Annotated in this window: 13 protein-coding genes; 7 read left to right on the forward strand and 6 right to left on the reverse strand. The window is 63.4% G+C overall.

The window, feature by feature from the left end; all coding sequences use genetic code 11:
* Window positions 1-49 precede the first annotated feature (49 nt).
* The 3 genes from ABD847_RS05510 to ABD847_RS05520 are packed head-to-tail and all read left to right on the forward strand — an operon-like array spanning window position 50 to window position 3,518.
* On the forward strand, window positions 50-1,006 hold the full coding sequence (locus ABD847_RS05510; RefSeq protein ID WP_345010835.1) for an ATP-dependent zinc protease family protein: 957 nt from the start codon (window positions 50-52) through the stop codon (window positions 1,004-1,006).
* 27 nt (window positions 1,007-1,033) lie between these two features.
* Complete coding sequence (locus ABD847_RS05515; RefSeq protein ID WP_345010837.1) at window positions 1,034-2,542, forward strand: inactive transglutaminase family protein; 1,509 nt, start codon at window positions 1,034-1,036, stop codon at window positions 2,540-2,542.
* Between the two features lies 1 nt (window position 2,543).
* Window positions 2,544-3,518, forward strand: a complete 975-nt coding sequence (locus tag ABD847_RS05520) for an alpha-L-glutamate ligase-like protein (RefSeq protein ID WP_345010839.1) — start codon at window positions 2,544-2,546, stop codon at window positions 3,516-3,518.
* Between the two features lie 52 nt (window positions 3,519-3,570).
* Here ABD847_RS05520 and ABD847_RS05525 read toward each other — a convergent pair whose 3' ends face one another.
* From ABD847_RS05525 to rnm, 6 genes are all read right to left on the reverse strand, one after another.
* The gene (locus tag ABD847_RS05525; RefSeq protein ID WP_345010841.1) at window positions 3,571-5,244 is read right to left on the reverse strand and encodes a hypothetical protein; all 1,674 of its coding nucleotides are present in this window, start codon (window positions 5,242-5,244) and stop codon (window positions 3,571-3,573) included.
* Between the two features lie 66 nt (window positions 5,245-5,310).
* Window positions 5,311-6,759 (reverse strand): hemolysin family protein, encoded by a 1,449-nt coding sequence (locus ABD847_RS05530; RefSeq protein ID WP_345010842.1) that lies wholly within the window; start codon window positions 6,757-6,759, stop codon window positions 5,311-5,313.
* Between the two features lie 12 nt (window positions 6,760-6,771).
* Entirely contained in the window at window positions 6,772-7,491 is a 720-nt protein-coding gene (gene queC, locus ABD847_RS05535) for a 7-cyano-7-deazaguanine synthase QueC (RefSeq protein WP_345010844.1), read from the reverse strand.
* A 12-nt stretch (window positions 7,492-7,503) separates the two neighbouring features.
* A complete protein-coding gene (gene rluB, locus ABD847_RS05540) occupies window positions 7,504-8,493 on the reverse strand; it encodes a 23S rRNA pseudouridine(2605) synthase RluB (protein ID WP_345010846.1) in 990 nt (329 codons plus the stop codon).
* 56 nt (window positions 8,494-8,549) lie between these two features.
* Window positions 8,550-9,170 carry an L-threonylcarbamoyladenylate synthase gene (locus tag ABD847_RS05545; RefSeq protein WP_345010848.1) on the reverse strand — a complete coding sequence of 207 codons (621 nt, stop codon included), beginning with the start codon at window positions 9,168-9,170 and terminating at the stop codon, window positions 8,550-8,552.
* Complete coding sequence (rnm, locus tag ABD847_RS05550) at window positions 9,167-10,033, reverse strand: RNase RNM (protein WP_345010849.1); 867 nt, start codon at window positions 10,031-10,033, stop codon at window positions 9,167-9,169. Before rnm ends, ABD847_RS05545 begins: the two co-directional genes overlap by 4 nt.
* Before the next feature lie 425 nt (window positions 10,034-10,458).
* On the opposite strand from rnm, the gene ABD847_RS05555 reads away from it, so the two are divergent.
* The 4 genes from ABD847_RS05555 to trpCF are packed head-to-tail and all read left to right on the forward strand — an operon-like array spanning window position 10,459 to window position 15,038.
* Entirely contained in the window at window positions 10,459-12,027 is a 1,569-nt protein-coding gene (locus ABD847_RS05555; protein WP_345010851.1) for an anthranilate synthase component 1, read from the forward strand.
* The gene (locus ABD847_RS05560; RefSeq protein WP_345010853.1) at window positions 12,020-12,610 is read left to right on the forward strand and encodes an aminodeoxychorismate/anthranilate synthase component II; all 591 of its coding nucleotides are present in this window, start codon (window positions 12,020-12,022) and stop codon (window positions 12,608-12,610) included. Before ABD847_RS05555 ends, ABD847_RS05560 begins: the two co-directional genes overlap by 8 nt.
* Window positions 12,611-12,612: 2 nt before the next feature.
* A complete protein-coding gene (gene trpD / locus ABD847_RS05565) occupies window positions 12,613-13,638 on the forward strand; it encodes an anthranilate phosphoribosyltransferase (protein WP_345010855.1) in 1,026 nt (341 codons plus the stop codon).
* On the forward strand, window positions 13,635-15,038 hold the full coding sequence (gene trpCF, locus ABD847_RS05570; RefSeq protein ID WP_345010857.1) for a bifunctional indole-3-glycerol-phosphate synthase TrpC/phosphoribosylanthranilate isomerase TrpF: 1,404 nt from the start codon (window positions 13,635-13,637) through the stop codon (window positions 15,036-15,038). Before trpD ends, trpCF begins: the two co-directional genes overlap by 4 nt.
* Window positions 15,039-15,067 lie beyond the last annotated feature (29 nt).

Below are 15,067 nucleotides of genomic sequence, written 5' to 3' on the forward strand. Positions count from 1 at the left end.
GCTGAGTTCTTATTTGTTGTAAACCTGAAACGGTAAATTGACGAACTCTATGAACAGCTCACTCCTGACTGCCTCAACCCTGCTCGTTACACTTTCTCTCACCGGCTGTGCCAACCTCACCAATCAGGCAGTGAATGAGGTTAAAGCCGACATCAAGCGCAGCGAGCAACAGCTGGGCAGCCAGATGACCCAAGGACAACAGCAACAGCTACAGCAGCAGGCCAGCACCCAAGCCCAGCTGGATCGTCTGCTGGCGCAGCAAAAGGATAACGAGGTGCTGATCGGCAGCCTGCTGAGTCAGCAACAGACCCTCAACCAGATGGTGAAAAGCATGTCCCGTCCTCTTGTCAGCCAACAAAGCCCCGTCAAGTTCAGTGAACCTGGCCTCAGCACCCCGGATGGCAAGCTGATCCTGGGTGAGTCAGAGTGGGTCTACGTGGCCGAAGCCCACGGCACCTTCCAAAGCCGGGTGGATACCGGGGCCGCGACCTCCTCCATCAGCGCCACCGACATCCAGGTGTTCGAGCGCGATGGTCACCGCTGGGTCAAGTTCAAGATGCCGCTGGATGAAGGTGGCAGCATCGACATGGAAGCCCCCTTCGTGCGCTACGTGCGCATTCGCCAGTCTTCCTCCGACCACTACGATCGCCGCCCCTCCGTGCGCCTCTCCATCCAGTTGGGCAGCCTCAAGGAACAGGCCGAGTTCAACTTGAAAGACCGCTCCCAGATGGACTTCTCCTTGCTGCTGGGCCGTGAGCTGATCAAGGACGTGGCGGTGGTGGATGTGGCGCGGGAATTTGTGCAACCCAAGCCCGAGGCCGATGGTGCCGCCGAGGTGACTGCCAAGTCACGCAAGGCCGAGACGCCCAAGCCGACACCGGCCACCAAGGTCACCCCCGTAGTCTCAGAAGCCGCTCCGGCGGTCGAGGCGCCGGCCAAGGCCGAGGTGAAACCGGCGGATGCCAAACCCGAGAGCAAGCCGGCCTCCGCCGCTAGCCAATCCTAATTCAGAGCAGGAACAGGTCCTTTTCCCATGGTTTCTCGCCGCCCGTTTTACATCGCCGTCATCGTCCTGTACGTGCTCGGCATTGCCCTCATGCTCTATCGCCATATCGCCTTCGAGGTGCCTTGGCTACCCGGTGAACTCAGAGACGTCTGGTCCCTGGAGGCCAAGGTCGAGTTTGACGCTGACGGTGGCCCGGCCACCGCCTCCCTGGCCATTCCCTCGACCCAGAACGGCTACACCCTGATCGATCAGGCTGCCGCCAGTCCGGGCTATGGCCTGACCTTTGGCAGCAAGGACAACGCCAATCGCGCCATCTGGACCATCCGCGAAGCCCATGGTCATCAGGAGCTCTATTTCCGCGCCGACATGCTGAGCGATCCTTACGCCAAGGTGATGCTGACGCCGCCGGAGGTGGTCAAGCCCCTGTTCAAGGAGGCGGTAGAGACCGCCATGCGCCAGCTGCTGGATGAAGCCAAGGCCGAATCGGCGGATCCCTTCAGTCTGACCCAGGCCATACTGCGCCAGCTGCAGGACAAGCAACTGAACGTCGAGCTGCTCAAGGAGCACAAGACCCCCGCCGAGCTGGTGGTGGACCTGCTGGGCATGAGCAATGTACCGGCCCGGGTGGTGCGCGCCATCAGCCTGGAGGACGGCCGTCGCCGCCAGAGTCTGACCAACTATGTACAGGTGTTCTCCGCCGATGGCAGCCAGTACCGGCTGTTCAGCGTGGAGCCTAAGCCCAGCAGTGCCAATCCGCTGCTGATGTGGGAATACCAGTCGGTGCCCCTGCTGGATGTCACGGGTGGCAGCAACTCCCGCGTCACCTTCTCCATCATCAAGAAGCAGGTCTCCGTGGCTCGCGCCCTGTCGGCCAAGTTCCAGAATACCGAGCTGCTGAACCTGTCGGTGGATGCCCTGCCCCTGGAAGAGCAGGCCCTGTTCAAGGGCATACTGCTGCTGCCCATCGGGGTCATGGTGGTGGTGTTCCTGCGGATCATTGTCGGCCTCAAGACCTCCGGCACCTTCATGCCGGTGCTGATCGCCGTGGCCTTTATCCAGACCAATCTGACCGTCGGTCTGTTGGGCTTCCTGTCTATCGTCGGGGTGGGTCTCGTCATCCGTTCCTACCTATCGCGACTCAACCTCTTGCTGGTGGCGCGGATCTCGGCGGTGATCATCACGGTGATCGGCATCATAGGTGTCCTCTCCTTCCTCACCTACAAGCTGGGGCTGACCCAGGGCATGAAGATCACCTTCTTCCCCATGATCATCCTCTCCTGGACCATAGAGCGGATGTCCATTCTGTGGGAAGAAGAAGGTCCCAAGGAGGTGGTCAAGCAAGGTGGCGGCTCCTTGCTGGTGGCCGTGCTGGCTTACTTGGCCATGGACAACGGCCTCATCCAGCACCTGACCTTCAACTTCCTCGGCCTGCAGCTGGTGCTGATGGCAACCGTGCTGCTGATGGGTAACTACACAGGTTATCGGCTGTCCGAGCTGAAGCGTTTCAAACCCCTGGTGGACGAGCTGAAGAAATAAGATGGCATTCTGGAATCGCTATACCTCGCCATTCAAGCTGGCCAGCCTCGGCATCATGGGGATGAACCAGCGCAACATCAATTACATAGGGCGCTATAACCCCAGATCCCTCTATCCGCTGGTGGACAACAAGCTCAAGACCAAGCGCATCGCCATCGATGCCGGGGTTACTGTGCCCAAGCTCATCGGCACCATCAGCTTCCAGCATGAGGTGGGGCGGATCACCAAGATGGTTCAGGATTGGCCGGGCTTCTGCATCAAGCCGGCCCGAGGCTCCGGTGGCAAGGGGATACTGGTGATCCTGAGCCACGAGAACGGCCTGTACTACAAACCCAACGGCCAGGCCTGCAATCAGGCGGATCTGGAGCGGCATGTCTCCAATATCCTGGCCGGGCTCTTCTCCCTGGGGGGCAAGCCGGACTTGGTGATGGTCGAGGATCTCATCAACTTCGATGATGTCTTTGACGGCTACTCCTTTGAAGGGGTGCCGGATACCCGGGTCATAGTGTTCAAGGGCTTCCCCGTGATGGCCATGATGCGGCTGTCCACCTCCTCCTCCGATGGCAAGGCCAACCTGCACCAGGGGGCCGTGGGGGTCGGCATCTGTCTGCGTACCGGCCGCGCCCTGCGGGCGGTGCAGTACAACGAGCCGCTGCGCTACCATCCGGATACCCAGAAGGATCTGTTCGAGCTGCAGGTGCCCCATTGGCACAAGCTGCTGACCCTGGCCTCCAGCTGCTACGAGATGTCCGGTCTGGGTTATCTGGGCACCGACATGGTGCTGGACAAGAAACGCGGCCCCATGCTGCTGGAGCTCAATGCCCGTCCAGGGCTCTCCATCCAGATCGCCAACGCCGCCGGCCTGTTGCCACGGCTGCGCGCCGTCACCAAGCTGGGCAAGGTCAGCATGAGTGTAGAGGAGCGGATCCAGTTTGCCATGGACAAGTTCGGCATCTTTACCGGCCCGCAGCTCTAGGTGGATCACGATAAAAAAGGCGCCCTCGCGGCGCCTTTTTTATTTTCGGACACTAACCACGGCGGCGGAACAGACCGGGTTGCACCTCGTCATAGGCCGTCACTATATGGGTCAATAACGCCCGCTGGGAGACGGAATAGGCGGCCGGATCGGCCCGGAAGCGCGCCAACTTCTTACCCCGCACCAGGATAAAGCGCGGCGGCTTGGCCTGCAGCGCGGCCAGCACGGCAGCCTTCACGTCATAGCCCGGGCTGACGTTGTCAAAAAACAGGTAAGGGGTCGCGGCGGCCCGATCGCTCCAGACATAAAACTGCGGCAGCGTCCCCTCCACCCAGAGGGTATCGTCTGGACTCGACTCGGCACGGATCTGCTGCACCTGTTGCCAGGTCTGCGCATTGAAGGGCCGCCCGGCGGTACCAGCCAGGTAGAGCGAGTAAGCGGTTAGGCTGACCAGCAGGACCGCACTCATCCCCAGGGTCAACGCCTGAGCACTAAGCCCTCTTTGAGGGAGAAAGCGCCAGCCGGCCAGGATCAGCAATCCCCCCGCCCCAAGGGCCACCCCCATCTGTAGCGCCACCTTGTCAAGCGGCCACTCAAACCGGGTCCAGTCAAACAGGGTATGGGGAATGAGCAAGAACAACCCCCAGCCCAGCAGCACAGGCCAGGCCCAGCGCCACCCCTGCCCCGCCCAGTGAAGCAGCAAAGCCAGGCTCAAGGGCAACAGGGGCAGTATCAGCTCGTCATAATGATCATACACATGACCGGACACCGAATTGGCCACCAGACCCGCCAAGCCCCCCCACAGCAGCACCCAGAGCAGACCGGACCTCAGCCTAAGCTGCTCGCCAAGCCCCTGGCTAAACAGCCCCCAGAGCACCCAAGGCAGCAGCAACAGCCAGCCGGTACGCAACAGGCCCACCAGCCCCACCGCCAGGGAAAAACCCGAGCCATAGCTGTGACCAAAGAAGACGCCATAGGCATAGAAAACGAAGTTGTCCCAGACCCCCTGCCGCCAGAAGTAGGCCAACAAGGGCAGGGCCACCAGCAGCAGGCCCGCTAGGGCACTGAGCGCCAGCCAAACCACCTGGCGCCACTGCCCCTGAGCCAACCAGAGACAGGCCAGCCCGGCATACCAGGCCGCCCACAACACGGCGTTGTTGGGACGCATCATGAACACCAGCCCCATGGTCAGGGCCGGCAGCCAGGCCTGGGCCAGCACAAAGCGCCCGGTCTGCAGCTGACTGGCAAAACCGCCGAAGGCCAGCAACGCCAGTGCCAGGCTCCACTCCTCGGTCATGTTGCCGTAGTAGTAGCGCAAGCCGCACAGCGCCAGGGTCGCCAGCAGCGCCAGCCAGCAGGCCGATACGGAACAACCCAGACGACGCAGACCACCATAGGCACTGAATAGTCCCAGGGTCAGCAGCAGGGTTTCAAAGGCTGCCATGCCGGCAAACCCGCCCAATCGGTAGCCCAGAGCATCCAGGGCAAAGATCATGGGGCCCTTGATATCCAGCATGTCGCGATAGAGTACGGCGCCCTCGGACCACATCTTGCCCATGACGGCAAACAAGGAGGCATCAAAGGCCGGCGCCATGCCGTACCACAGGGGGTTTTGTACCGTCAGCAGACCCGCCAACAGCAGGCAGAGCCAGCCTCTTAGCCAAGCCTGTTCATCTGCCAAAGACAAGAGCCGCCGGACCCGGCCCCCCATTTGCGATTGCTCCATGACCACTCCTAGGTGCAGCCAGACACAACAAGGCCCCGCATGCGGGGCCACTCCAATTCTTTTCGACTAGCTATCTTGCCGCCGTAACCACAGGGTTTCAATACGGTGCGCATTCAGCGTCAGTACCGTGATCTGCCAGCCATCCACCACCAACTCCTCTCCCTGACGGGGCAGACGTTGCAACTGCTCCAACAACCAACCCGCCAGTGTGTGGTAATGACTGGTGGGAGGCGCCGGGAAGCCGATCTGCCGCTGCAATTCCTGCAGCAGGTAATCCCCGCTGACCCGATAGCTACCCGGTCCCATGCGCACCAGATCCTGCTCCTCCTCTCCCGGCTCCGGCAGTTTGCCGGCAATCTCCTCCAGCACGTCACGTATGGTGATGAGGCCCTCGAAGTTGCCGAACTCATCCAGCACGAAGGCCATGTGGCTGCGGGCCTGGCGAAACTGATCCAGGGCGCCCAGCACGCTGAGGGTTTCCGGCAAACACAGGGGGTGGGGGTTGACCAGGGACTCCAGGGCCAAAGGCTCCTCTTGCAGCAGGCGCGCCAGCACATCCCGCTTGCGCAAGATCCCCAGCGGCGCATCCTTGTTGCCCTCCCGGATCACCACCAGGCGGGAATGGGGGGTGCGCGCCAGTTGGGCATGAATCGACTCAAGTGGTTCACTCAAGTCCAGCATCTCCACATCGTGGCGCACCGACATGATGGCCCGGATGGGCAGATCCGACAGCTGACTGACCCGTGCCAGCATGGACTGGGCCTCCCGCTCCAGGGGCGGCAGCGGCATGGCCTCCTCGGCAGAGGCGGGCTGGGTCGGCGCGGCTGTCAAGGCGCCATAGCGAAACCGCCACAACAGCCAGGCGGCCAGCATCACCAGGGTGATCAACCAGTAGAGGATAACCAGCGGCAGCTGGGTACCCAGCCCTTCGGCCAGCAGGGTCACCCCCACCAGCAGCAACAGGGCCTGGGCCAGCCGTAACAGACGATGATCCTCCAGCCAGCGCCAGCGATCGATGGGCAGCCGCCAGAACAGCAGGGGCACCAGCGCCCAGATCAGCAAGATGGGCCAGGGGGAGCGCAACAGGCCGATGGCAAGCGCCGCACTCTGGGCGGCAAACAGTAGACTGCACAGCCCGGCTTGCCAAAGACCGCGGCGAAAATCCACACCGTCCGGTGCTGCGGACTCGGTAGTCTCATCGGGCCGCAACAAGCCGTTGACCCCGCGCAGCAGCAGATAGCCACCCGCCAGCCAGGCCAGCCAGGGACGTACCGCCAGGGATTGGGCTTCGCCCGCCACCAGCAAGCAGGGGGCCAGCGGCAACAAGAAGAGCAGGCGCCAGGCGCCGCCCATGGCCAATCCCAGGGCCACAAAGCGGCGACGGCGATGACCCGCCCAGACGCAGGCCCCAGCTTGCAGCTCACGGCGGGAGGCCAGCCAGGTGCGCCCCTCCAGCAGCAACAGGCAGAGCATGCCCCAGTAGAGCAATGGATCCGTGGTCATCATCCCTGACATCAAGCGATTACCTCATCCTTGAGCTATGGGTGATGACTGGGCCAGCTTGGCCTCCAGACTGGCCATCACCGCGGCCGGATGCGCCAGATAGGCCGCCAGCCCCTTGGCCCGCAGCTGACAGGCTGGGCATTCGCCACAGCCCTCCCCCACCACACCGTTGTAGCAGGTCAGGGTCTGGTGACGCACATACTCCAGGCGACCGTAGCGATCCGCCAGGGCCCAGGTCTGGGCCTTGTCCAGCCACATCAAGGGGGTGAGGATCGTCAGCGGTCGCTCCATCCCCAGCACCAGGGCGCGATTGAGGGCCTGCACGAAGTCGTTGCGACAGTCCGGGTAGCCGGAGAAGTCGGTCTCACAAACCCCGGTGATGATCACCTCGGCCCCCACCTGATAGGCATAGATCCCGGCCAGGGTGAGAAAGACGATGTTGCGCCCGGGCACGAAGGTGTTGGGCAAGCCATTGTCCTGCAGCTGGCTACTGACCGGGATCGACGCCCGGGTCAGGGCCGAGGCGGCCAACTCACCCAGCAAGGAGACATCCATCACCTTGTGCGCCGTCACCCCCAGCTCCTGGGCAATCTGTCGCGCCACCTCTATCTCGTTGGCATGCCGTTGGCCGTAGTCGAAGGTCAGGGCATGCACCTCGTCGTAGCGGTTCAGCGCCTGGATGAGACAGGTGGTACTGTCCTGGCCGCCACTGAATACCACCACGGCCTTGGTTTGCTTGCTCATCGCCGCCGCTCCTTACCGTCCGCGACCGCCGGCCTTACCGGCACGCAATGGCGCCTTGGGGGCCACCGGGCTGCCAACCCGCGGCTTGGCCGGGCGGGCCTTGGCCGGTTGCTGAGGCTTCTCGCTGGGGGCGCGACGCTCCACATGGGCCTGACGGTTGTCACCGTGCTGCTGCTCCTGGTGCTTACGCACCGCCCGGCGGATCTGGGCCTTCTGCTTGAACTGCGCCTTGCGATCGTCCACCGCCACCTTGGTCTCGGTTTCGGCCAACAGGCCCACCAGCTTGCGCAGGTAGTTCACCTCTTCCAGACCCAGCTCCTTCCAGCCACCGCGGGGGACGTTCTTATCCAGCTGGATATCGCCGTAGCGGATCCGCATCAGACGGCTCACCTGCACCTCCTGGCTCTCCCACAGGCGACGCACCTCCCGGTTACGCCCCTCGCACAGGGTGACATTGAACCACTGGTTCATGCCTTCACCACCGGCGCGGCCAATCTTGTCGAACTTGCCTTCGCCGTCTTCAAGCTGCACACCGCGGCGCAACCGTTGCAGCATGGCTTCGTTGACCTCACCGAACACCCGCACGGCGTATTCCCGCTCCACCTCGTGGCGCGGGTGCATCAGGCGGTTGGCCAGCTCACCGTCTGTGGTGAACAACAACAGACCCGAGGTGTTGACGTCCAGGCGGCCGACGGCAATCCAGCGCCCCTCCTTGAGGATGGGCAGGCGGTCAAACACGGTAGGACGCCCTTCCGGGTCGTGCCGGGTACACATCTCGCCTTCGGGCTTGTGATAGGCCAGCACCCGGCAGATCTGCTCCTCGGCAGCCTTGGTATTCACCGTGTGTCCATCCACCCGGATCACGGCACCCGGCCCGACACGGTCGCCCAGCACAGCCACCTTGCCGTCGACACTCACCCGGCCGGCACTGATGATGGTCTCCATCTCGCGACGGGAACCTACGCCGGCCCGCGCCAGCACTTTTTGCAATTTTTCGCTCATGATCTTGTTTCCAAAGGGGGGCTAGGCCCCCGGTCAGAGGTGGCCTCGGGCCAGAATTATTCGAAACGGCTGGGGTCGCCGGCGCCCCGACGGACCACCACAGGGGTCTCCTCGGAGAAGTCCACGACAGTGGTGGGCTGCTCGCCCAGGTTGCCACCATCGATGATGAGATCCACCAGCTTGCCCAGGTGGTCCCGAATCGCCTCGGGGTCGGATTCGGTGATCTCGGCCCCCGGCAGTATCAGGGAGGTGGACATCATGGGTTCCCCCAGCGCCTCCAGCAGGGCCAGGGTGATCCTGTCCCCCGGCACCCGCAGGCCTATGGTCTTCTTCTTCTCGTTGAGCACCCGGCGGGGCACTTCCTTGGTGGCCTTGAAGATGAAGGTGTAAGGCCCGGGGGTGTTGTTCTTGATCAGGCGAAAGGCCTGGTTGTCCACCCGCGCAAAATGGGAGATCTCGGCCAGATCCTTGCACAACAGGGTGAAGTTATGGTCCTGCCCCAGTTGCCGGATGCGACAGATCCGCTCCATGGCGGACTTGTCGCCCACCTGGCAGCCCAGGGCATAACCGGAGTCCGTGGGATAGACCAGCACACCGCCGTCCCGCAACAAGGCAACGGCCTGGTTGATGAGACGCGGCTGGGGGTTTTCAGGGTGAAGGGTAAAATATTGACTCATGATTCCTCCCGGAATGCATTGGACGCACTCGCGTCGAGAAAGCGATCCCACACCGGGGTCGCCTCCTTGGGAAGCCAGAGCTGTTTGCCCAGCTCCAGCCAAGGGGTGGGGTAGTGAAAGTCCGAGCCGACCGAGGCCAACAGGCCAAACTCCCGGCTCCACTGACCCAGATTAGCCCGCTCCTGGGGGCTTTGCTGGGCCATGCTCACTTCCATGGCGTCTCCGCCGGCCGTGACAAAGTCGGCCAGCAGACGCTTGATCCATTTGGCGGTGAGATTATACCCCGTGGGGTGGGCAAGTACAGCCTGGCCGCCGGCCTGGTGGATCACCTGGCAAGCCTCGGCCAGGCTGACCCACTGCGGACGCACATAGGCCTTGCCCCGCCGCCCCAGATAGACGTCGAACGCCTTCTGCATGGTTTTGCACACCCCCTGGGCCACCAGATGACGGGCAAAGTGGGCCCGGGTCAGGCTGCCGCTACCCGCCAGGGCGCGGGCCGCCTCATAGGTGCCTTCGATATGCAGCTTGGCCAGCTTGCGATCCAGCTCCCGCGCCCGCCACTCCCGGGACTCGGCCTGCCGCTGGCATAAGGCCAGGAGTGCCGGATGGTGGCGATCCAATGCCAGCCCCACCACGTGGATCTCGTGATTCTCCCAGCTGCAGGAGATCTCGATGCCGTCGATCAGCGTCAGGGCCAGGCCATGGCGGGCAATGGCCCCATGGGCCTCATCGAGGCCGGCCACCGTATCGTGGTCGGTGAGGGCCAGCACATCCACCTGCTGTTCGGTCGCCCGCAGCATCAGGGCCTCGGGGCTGAGGTGACCATCGGAGGCGGTGGAGTGACTGTGGAGATCGAGGCGCATGGCGTTTCCTGCTCAAAAGAGGCTTGACAAGGTCAGGCCGTTATCGTTTAACTGTTACCACTTTAACGCATAAGGATGTTTCTCTCATGGCAAGCAAGCTGACCCGTCGTACCGGTTGGTGGTGGCACACTCCCAGTTAAGCGGGCGTGGGGCTCTTGCTGCGTAAGCATCCAAAGTTAAGCAAACAGACTACCCAAAGAAAGCCCGCTGCAAGCAGCGGGCTTTTTTATTATCTGCACAAACAGGGACGAGATGATAGCACAACACCACAAGCAGACATGGCGATGGCGGCATGCCGCTCCAACGCCGGTCACAGCCGTGACCCCTGATGCCGCCCAAGGTGGCCTGTCATCGTCAGTGAGAAGGAATTTCGATATGTCTGTATCTGTTCACCCCGGCCATGCGGCCACACCGGAGGCGCAGTCATGAACCGCCTCGTCCGTCAGCTGGCGGTGCGCCAGGCCGCCTACGTGGCCGATCCCCTGGCCCTGTTCAGTCACCTCACCCAACCCTTTGACAACAGCCTGCTGCTGGAGTCCGCCGAGATCGACTCCAAGGCCGGCACCCAGAGCCTGCTGCTCATCGATGCCTGCGTGCGCCTCACCTGTTACGGCAACCGGGTGACGGCCCAGGCCACCAATGCCAACGGTCTGGCCGTGCTGGCCTTCCTGGCCCAGGCCTTGCCGGCCGACGTCAGTCGTCAGCCGCAAGGGGATGCGCTGGAGATGGTCTTCCCGGCCATCGACGCCAACCAAGATGAAGACAGCCGCCTGAAGGCCTTGTCGGTACTGGACAGCTTGCGCCTGCTGCTGGCCCAGGACGAAGCGCTGTTTTTAGGTGGCCTGTTCGCCTATGACCTCATCGCCAGCTACGAGCAGCTGCCCGAGGTGGCGGCGCCGCAGAACGACTGCCCGGATTTTTGCTTCTACCTGGCCGAAACCCTGATCCACATCGATCACCTGCAAGGTCGCACCGATCTGCGCGCCCTGGTGTTTGGTGACACTGCCGAAGCGGCCCGTCTCACCGCCCGGCTTGACGACCTCAAGGCCCAGTGCGATCACTTCGTGGCTCCCGCCCTGCCCCTGGCACCCGCGCTCTCAGGCGGCCTGCAGGTGGACAAGAGCGACAAGCAGTATTGCGCCGATGTGGAGCGCCTCAAAGGCAACATCCGCAAGGGCGACATCTTCCAGGTGGTGCCGTCACGCTGCTTCAGCCTGCCCTGCCCGGCACCACTGCTGGCCTATCGTCAGCTCAAGCGCACCAATCCCAGCCCTTACATGTTCTACATGAACGATGAGGCCTTCACCCTGTTTGGCGCCTCCCCCGAGAGTTCGGTGAAGTTCGACCATGCCAACCGTCAGGTGGAGATGTACCCCATCGCCGGCACCCGCCGTCGGGGCATCAACCCGGACGGCAGCATCAACCTGGACTTGGACGGTCGGCTGGAGCTGGATCTGCGTCAGGATGCCAAGGAGACCGCCGAGCACCTTATGCTGGTGGACCTGGCCCGCAACGACATAGCCCGCATCAGCGAGCCCGGCACCCGCCATGTCAAGGATCTGCTCAAGGTCGACCGCTACAGCCATGTGATGCACCTGGTCTCCCGGGTGGTAGGCACCCTGCGCGCCGATCTCGACGCCCTGCATGCCTACCAGGCGTGCATGAACATGGGCACCCTGACCGGCGCCCCCAAGATCCGCGCCTCCGAGCTCATCCGCGAGGTGGAAGGCAAGCGTCGTGGCAGCTACGGCGGCGCCGTGGGTTACCTCAACGGCCAGGGGGATATGGACACCTGCATCGTGATCCGTTCCGCCTTCGTCAAGGAGGGCCGCGCCTACGTGCAGGCCGGCGCCGGCGTAGTGTTTGACTCCAAGCCTCAGGCCGAGGCGGACGAGACCCGCAACAAGGCCGCCGCCGTCCTGAACGCCATCGCCCTGGCCCACGGGCAGACCCTGACGTCCCTGCTGGAAAGTCTGGAGGCAAACCATGGCTAATACACTGTTTTTGCTGGATAACTTTGACTCATTCACCTACAACCTGGTGGATCAGTTCCGCGCCCTGGGCCACCCGGTGCGCATCTATCGCAACAGCCTGTCCGCCCAGGCGATCTTCGAGCAAATCAGCGCCTGTGAGGATGCGGTGCTGGTGCTCTCCCCCGGCCCCGGCGCCCCCCATGAAGCCGGCTGCATGATAGAGCTCATCGGCCTGTGCCGGGGCAAGGTGCCCATCCTGGGGATCTGCCTGGGGCACCAGGCCATCTGCGAATACTACGGCGGTACCGTGGGCTCCGCCGGTGAGATCATCCACGGCAAGAGCTCCCTCATCGACCACATCGGCAACCTGATGTTCACCGGGCTGAGCCAACCCCTGCCGGTGGCACGCTATCACTCCCTGGTGGCCACCTATGTGCCGGCCGAGCTGGAGGTAATCGCCCACTACCGCGACATGCCCATGGCGGTGCTGCATCGTGCCGACAAGGTGCTGGGCTACCAGTTCCATCCCGAATCCATCATGACCACGGAAGGGGCCCGGCTGCTGACCCAGAGCTTGGCCTATCTCACTGCCAAGGAGGCCTGATCATGGATACCCATGCCTTACTCGATACCCTGTACCGCGGCCAGGACCTAAGCCGCGACGAGAGCCGCTTCCTGTTTGAACAACTGCTTTCCGGCCAGATGGATCCCCTGGTACTGGCCTCCCTGCTCACCGCCCTCAAGATGAAGGGCGAAAGCCCGGCGGAGATCGCCGGTGCCGCCAGTGCCTTGATCGCCGCCGCCCGTCCCTTCCCGCGGCCCGATTACGACTTCTGCGACATCGTCGGCACCGGCGGTGACGGCCAGCACACCATCAACGTCTCCACCCTGGCCGCCCTGGTGGGCGCCAGCTGTGGTCTCAAGGTGGCCAAGCACGGCAACCGCAGCGTCTCCTCCAAGACCGGCTCCTCGGATCTGCTGGACAAGCTGGGCATCAAGCTGGATGTGAGCCCGGAGCTGGCCCGCCGCTGCCTGGACGAGGTGAACGTCTGCTTCATCTTCGCCCCCCACTATCACAGCGCCATGCGCTACGCGGTGCCGGTGCGTCAGGCCCTCAAGACCCGCACCATCTTCAACGTGCTGGGCCCCCTCATCAATCCGGCCCGCCCCAGCTACCAGCTGATGGGGGTCTACCGCCCGGAACTGGTCACCCCCATAGCCCAGACTCTGCAGCAGCTGGGCCTGCCCCGCGGCATGGTGGTGTACGGTGACGGCCTGGACGAGATCGCCATTCACGGCCAGACCCGCTATGCCCGGATCGAGGGCGAACAGATCCACGAAGGCGTGCTGACCCCGGCGGACTTCGGCCTGCCGACCTTCAGCCTGGAGACCATCCGCGGCGGCGAGCCCGAAGAGAATCGCCAGATCAGTGAGGCCATCCTCTCTGGCCGCGGCAGCGATGGCCAGAATGCCGCCATCGCCATCAATCTGGCCCCCCTGCTGCAGATGGCCGGCAAGGTCGACACCCTGCAGCAAGGTGCCGAGCTGGCCCTGGCGACCCTGAAGAGCGGCGTTGCCCTGACCAAGGTCGCTGAGCTGGCGGCCCTGACCCAAAGCGAGACCGCAGCATGATCAACTACACCTCCATCAACCAGACGGTGCTGGGCAAGATAGTCGCCGACAAGCTGGAGTGGGTGGCCGCCCGCAAAGCCAGCCAGCCGCTGGCCAGCTTCGAAGCCAGCCTGTCGCCCAGCGACCGCAACTTCTACGGGGCCCTGAGCCAGTCCCAAACCGTGTTTATTCTGGAGTGCAAGAAGGCCTCCCCCTCCAAGGGGCTCATTCGCGCAGATTTCGATCCGGCAGCCATCGCCCGGGTCTATGGCGACTATGCGGCGGCCATCTCGGTACTGACCGATGAGAAGTACTTTCAGGGTAACTTCGACTTCCTGCCCCTGGTGCGGGCCCAGGTGTCGGTGCCCGTCTTGTGCAAGGACTTCGTCGTCGACCCGTACCAGATCCAGCTGGCCCGCCACTATCAGGCCGACGCCGTTCTGCTGATGCTCTCGGTGCTGACCGACGAGGCCTATCGCCAGCTGGCCGCCGTGGCCCACAGCCTCAACATGGGCGTACTCACCGAGGTGAGTAACGAAGAGGAATTGACCCGCGCCATCGCCCTGGACGCCAAGGTGGTGGGGATCAACAACCGCAACCTGCGGGATCTCACCATCGATCTGGACCGCACCCGCCAGCTGGCTCCCCGGCTGCCGTCCGATCGCATCGTCATCTGCGAGTCCGGCATCTACCATCACCATCAGGTCAAGGACTTGAGCCACCATGCCCACGGCTTCCTGGTGGGGTCGTCCCTGATGAGCCAGCCGGATGTGGCCGCCGCCTGCCGCGCCCTGATCCTGGGACAGAACAAGGTCTGTGGCCTGACCCGGCCCCAGGATGCGGCGGCGGCCTGCCAGGCGGGCGCCCTGTTCGGCGGCCTCATCTTTGTGCCAAAGAGTCCCCGGCATGTGACCACAGAGCAGGCCCGTCTCGTCATGGCCGGCGCACCGCTGCAGTACGTCGGGGTGTTCCAGAATGCCCCGCTGCAGGAGGTGGCACAGACCGCCGCCAGCCTGGGTCTGGCCGCCGTGCAGCTGCACGGCCAGGAAGACGCCGATTACCTGCAGGCCCTGCGCCCCCTGTTACCCGCGGGTTGCCAGATCTGGAAGGCGCTGGCGGTGAGCGATCACTTTCCCCATGACCAGTACCAGGCACTGAGCCCGCTAGCGGATCGCCTGCTGCTGGACAGCAAGGTGGCCGGCCAGTGCGGTGGCACCGGCCAGGCGTTTGACTGGCAACTGCTGGATAACCTGGACAAGAGCCGGCTGATGCTGGCCGGCGGCCTCACCCCGGAGAACGCCGCCCAGGCCGCCGCCCTGGGCTGTCAGGGACTGGACTTTAATTCCGGTGTAGAATCGGCGCCCGGTCTCAAGGATGCCGACAAGCTGCAGCGAGCCTTCGCCGCACTGCGTGCCTACTGATCCTGGGCACCTATTGAAAAGGAATGATC

Source organism: Pseudaeromonas paramecii (assembly GCF_039540575.1).
Taxonomy (GTDB): Bacteria; Pseudomonadota; Gammaproteobacteria; order Enterobacterales; family Aeromonadaceae; genus Pseudaeromonas; species Pseudaeromonas paramecii.

What these genes read in the sequence shown, in the direction of transcription:
- rluB (WP_345010846.1), bottom strand. Translation starts at nt 8,493, where the DNA reads ATGAGCGAAAAATTGCAAAAAGTGCTGGCGCGGGCCGGCGTAGGTTCC.
- ABD847_RS05525 (WP_345010841.1), bottom strand. Translation starts at nt 5,244, where the DNA reads ATGGAGCAATCGCAAATGGGGGGCCGGGTCCGGCGGCTCTTGTCTTTG.
- ABD847_RS05520 (WP_345010839.1), top strand. Translation starts at nt 2,544, where the DNA reads ATGGCATTCTGGAATCGCTATACCTCGCCATTCAAGCTGGCCAGCCTC.
- rnm (WP_345010849.1), bottom strand. Translation starts at nt 10,033, where the DNA reads ATGCGCCTCGATCTCCACAGTCACTCCACCGCCTCCGATGGTCACCTC.
- ABD847_RS05560 (WP_345010853.1), top strand. Translation starts at nt 12,020, where the DNA reads ATGGCTAATACACTGTTTTTGCTGGATAACTTTGACTCATTCACCTAC.
- queC (WP_345010844.1), bottom strand. Translation starts at nt 7,491, where the DNA reads ATGAGCAAGCAAACCAAGGCCGTGGTGGTATTCAGTGGCGGCCAGGAC.
- ABD847_RS05530 (WP_345010842.1), bottom strand. Translation starts at nt 6,759, where the DNA reads ATGTCAGGGATGATGACCACGGATCCATTGCTCTACTGGGGCATGCTC.
- ABD847_RS05515 (WP_345010837.1), top strand. Translation starts at nt 1,034, where the DNA reads ATGGTTTCTCGCCGCCCGTTTTACATCGCCGTCATCGTCCTGTACGTG.
- trpCF (WP_345010857.1), top strand. Translation starts at nt 13,635, where the DNA reads ATGATCAACTACACCTCCATCAACCAGACGGTGCTGGGCAAGATAGTC.
- trpD (WP_345010855.1), top strand. Translation starts at nt 12,613, where the DNA reads ATGGATACCCATGCCTTACTCGATACCCTGTACCGCGGCCAGGACCTA.
- ABD847_RS05510 (WP_345010835.1), top strand. Translation starts at nt 50, where the DNA reads ATGAACAGCTCACTCCTGACTGCCTCAACCCTGCTCGTTACACTTTCT.
- ABD847_RS05555 (WP_345010851.1), top strand. Translation starts at nt 10,459, where the DNA reads ATGAACCGCCTCGTCCGTCAGCTGGCGGTGCGCCAGGCCGCCTACGTG.
- ABD847_RS05545 (WP_345010848.1), bottom strand. Translation starts at nt 9,170, where the DNA reads ATGAGTCAATATTTTACCCTTCACCCTGAAAACCCCCAGCCGCGTCTC.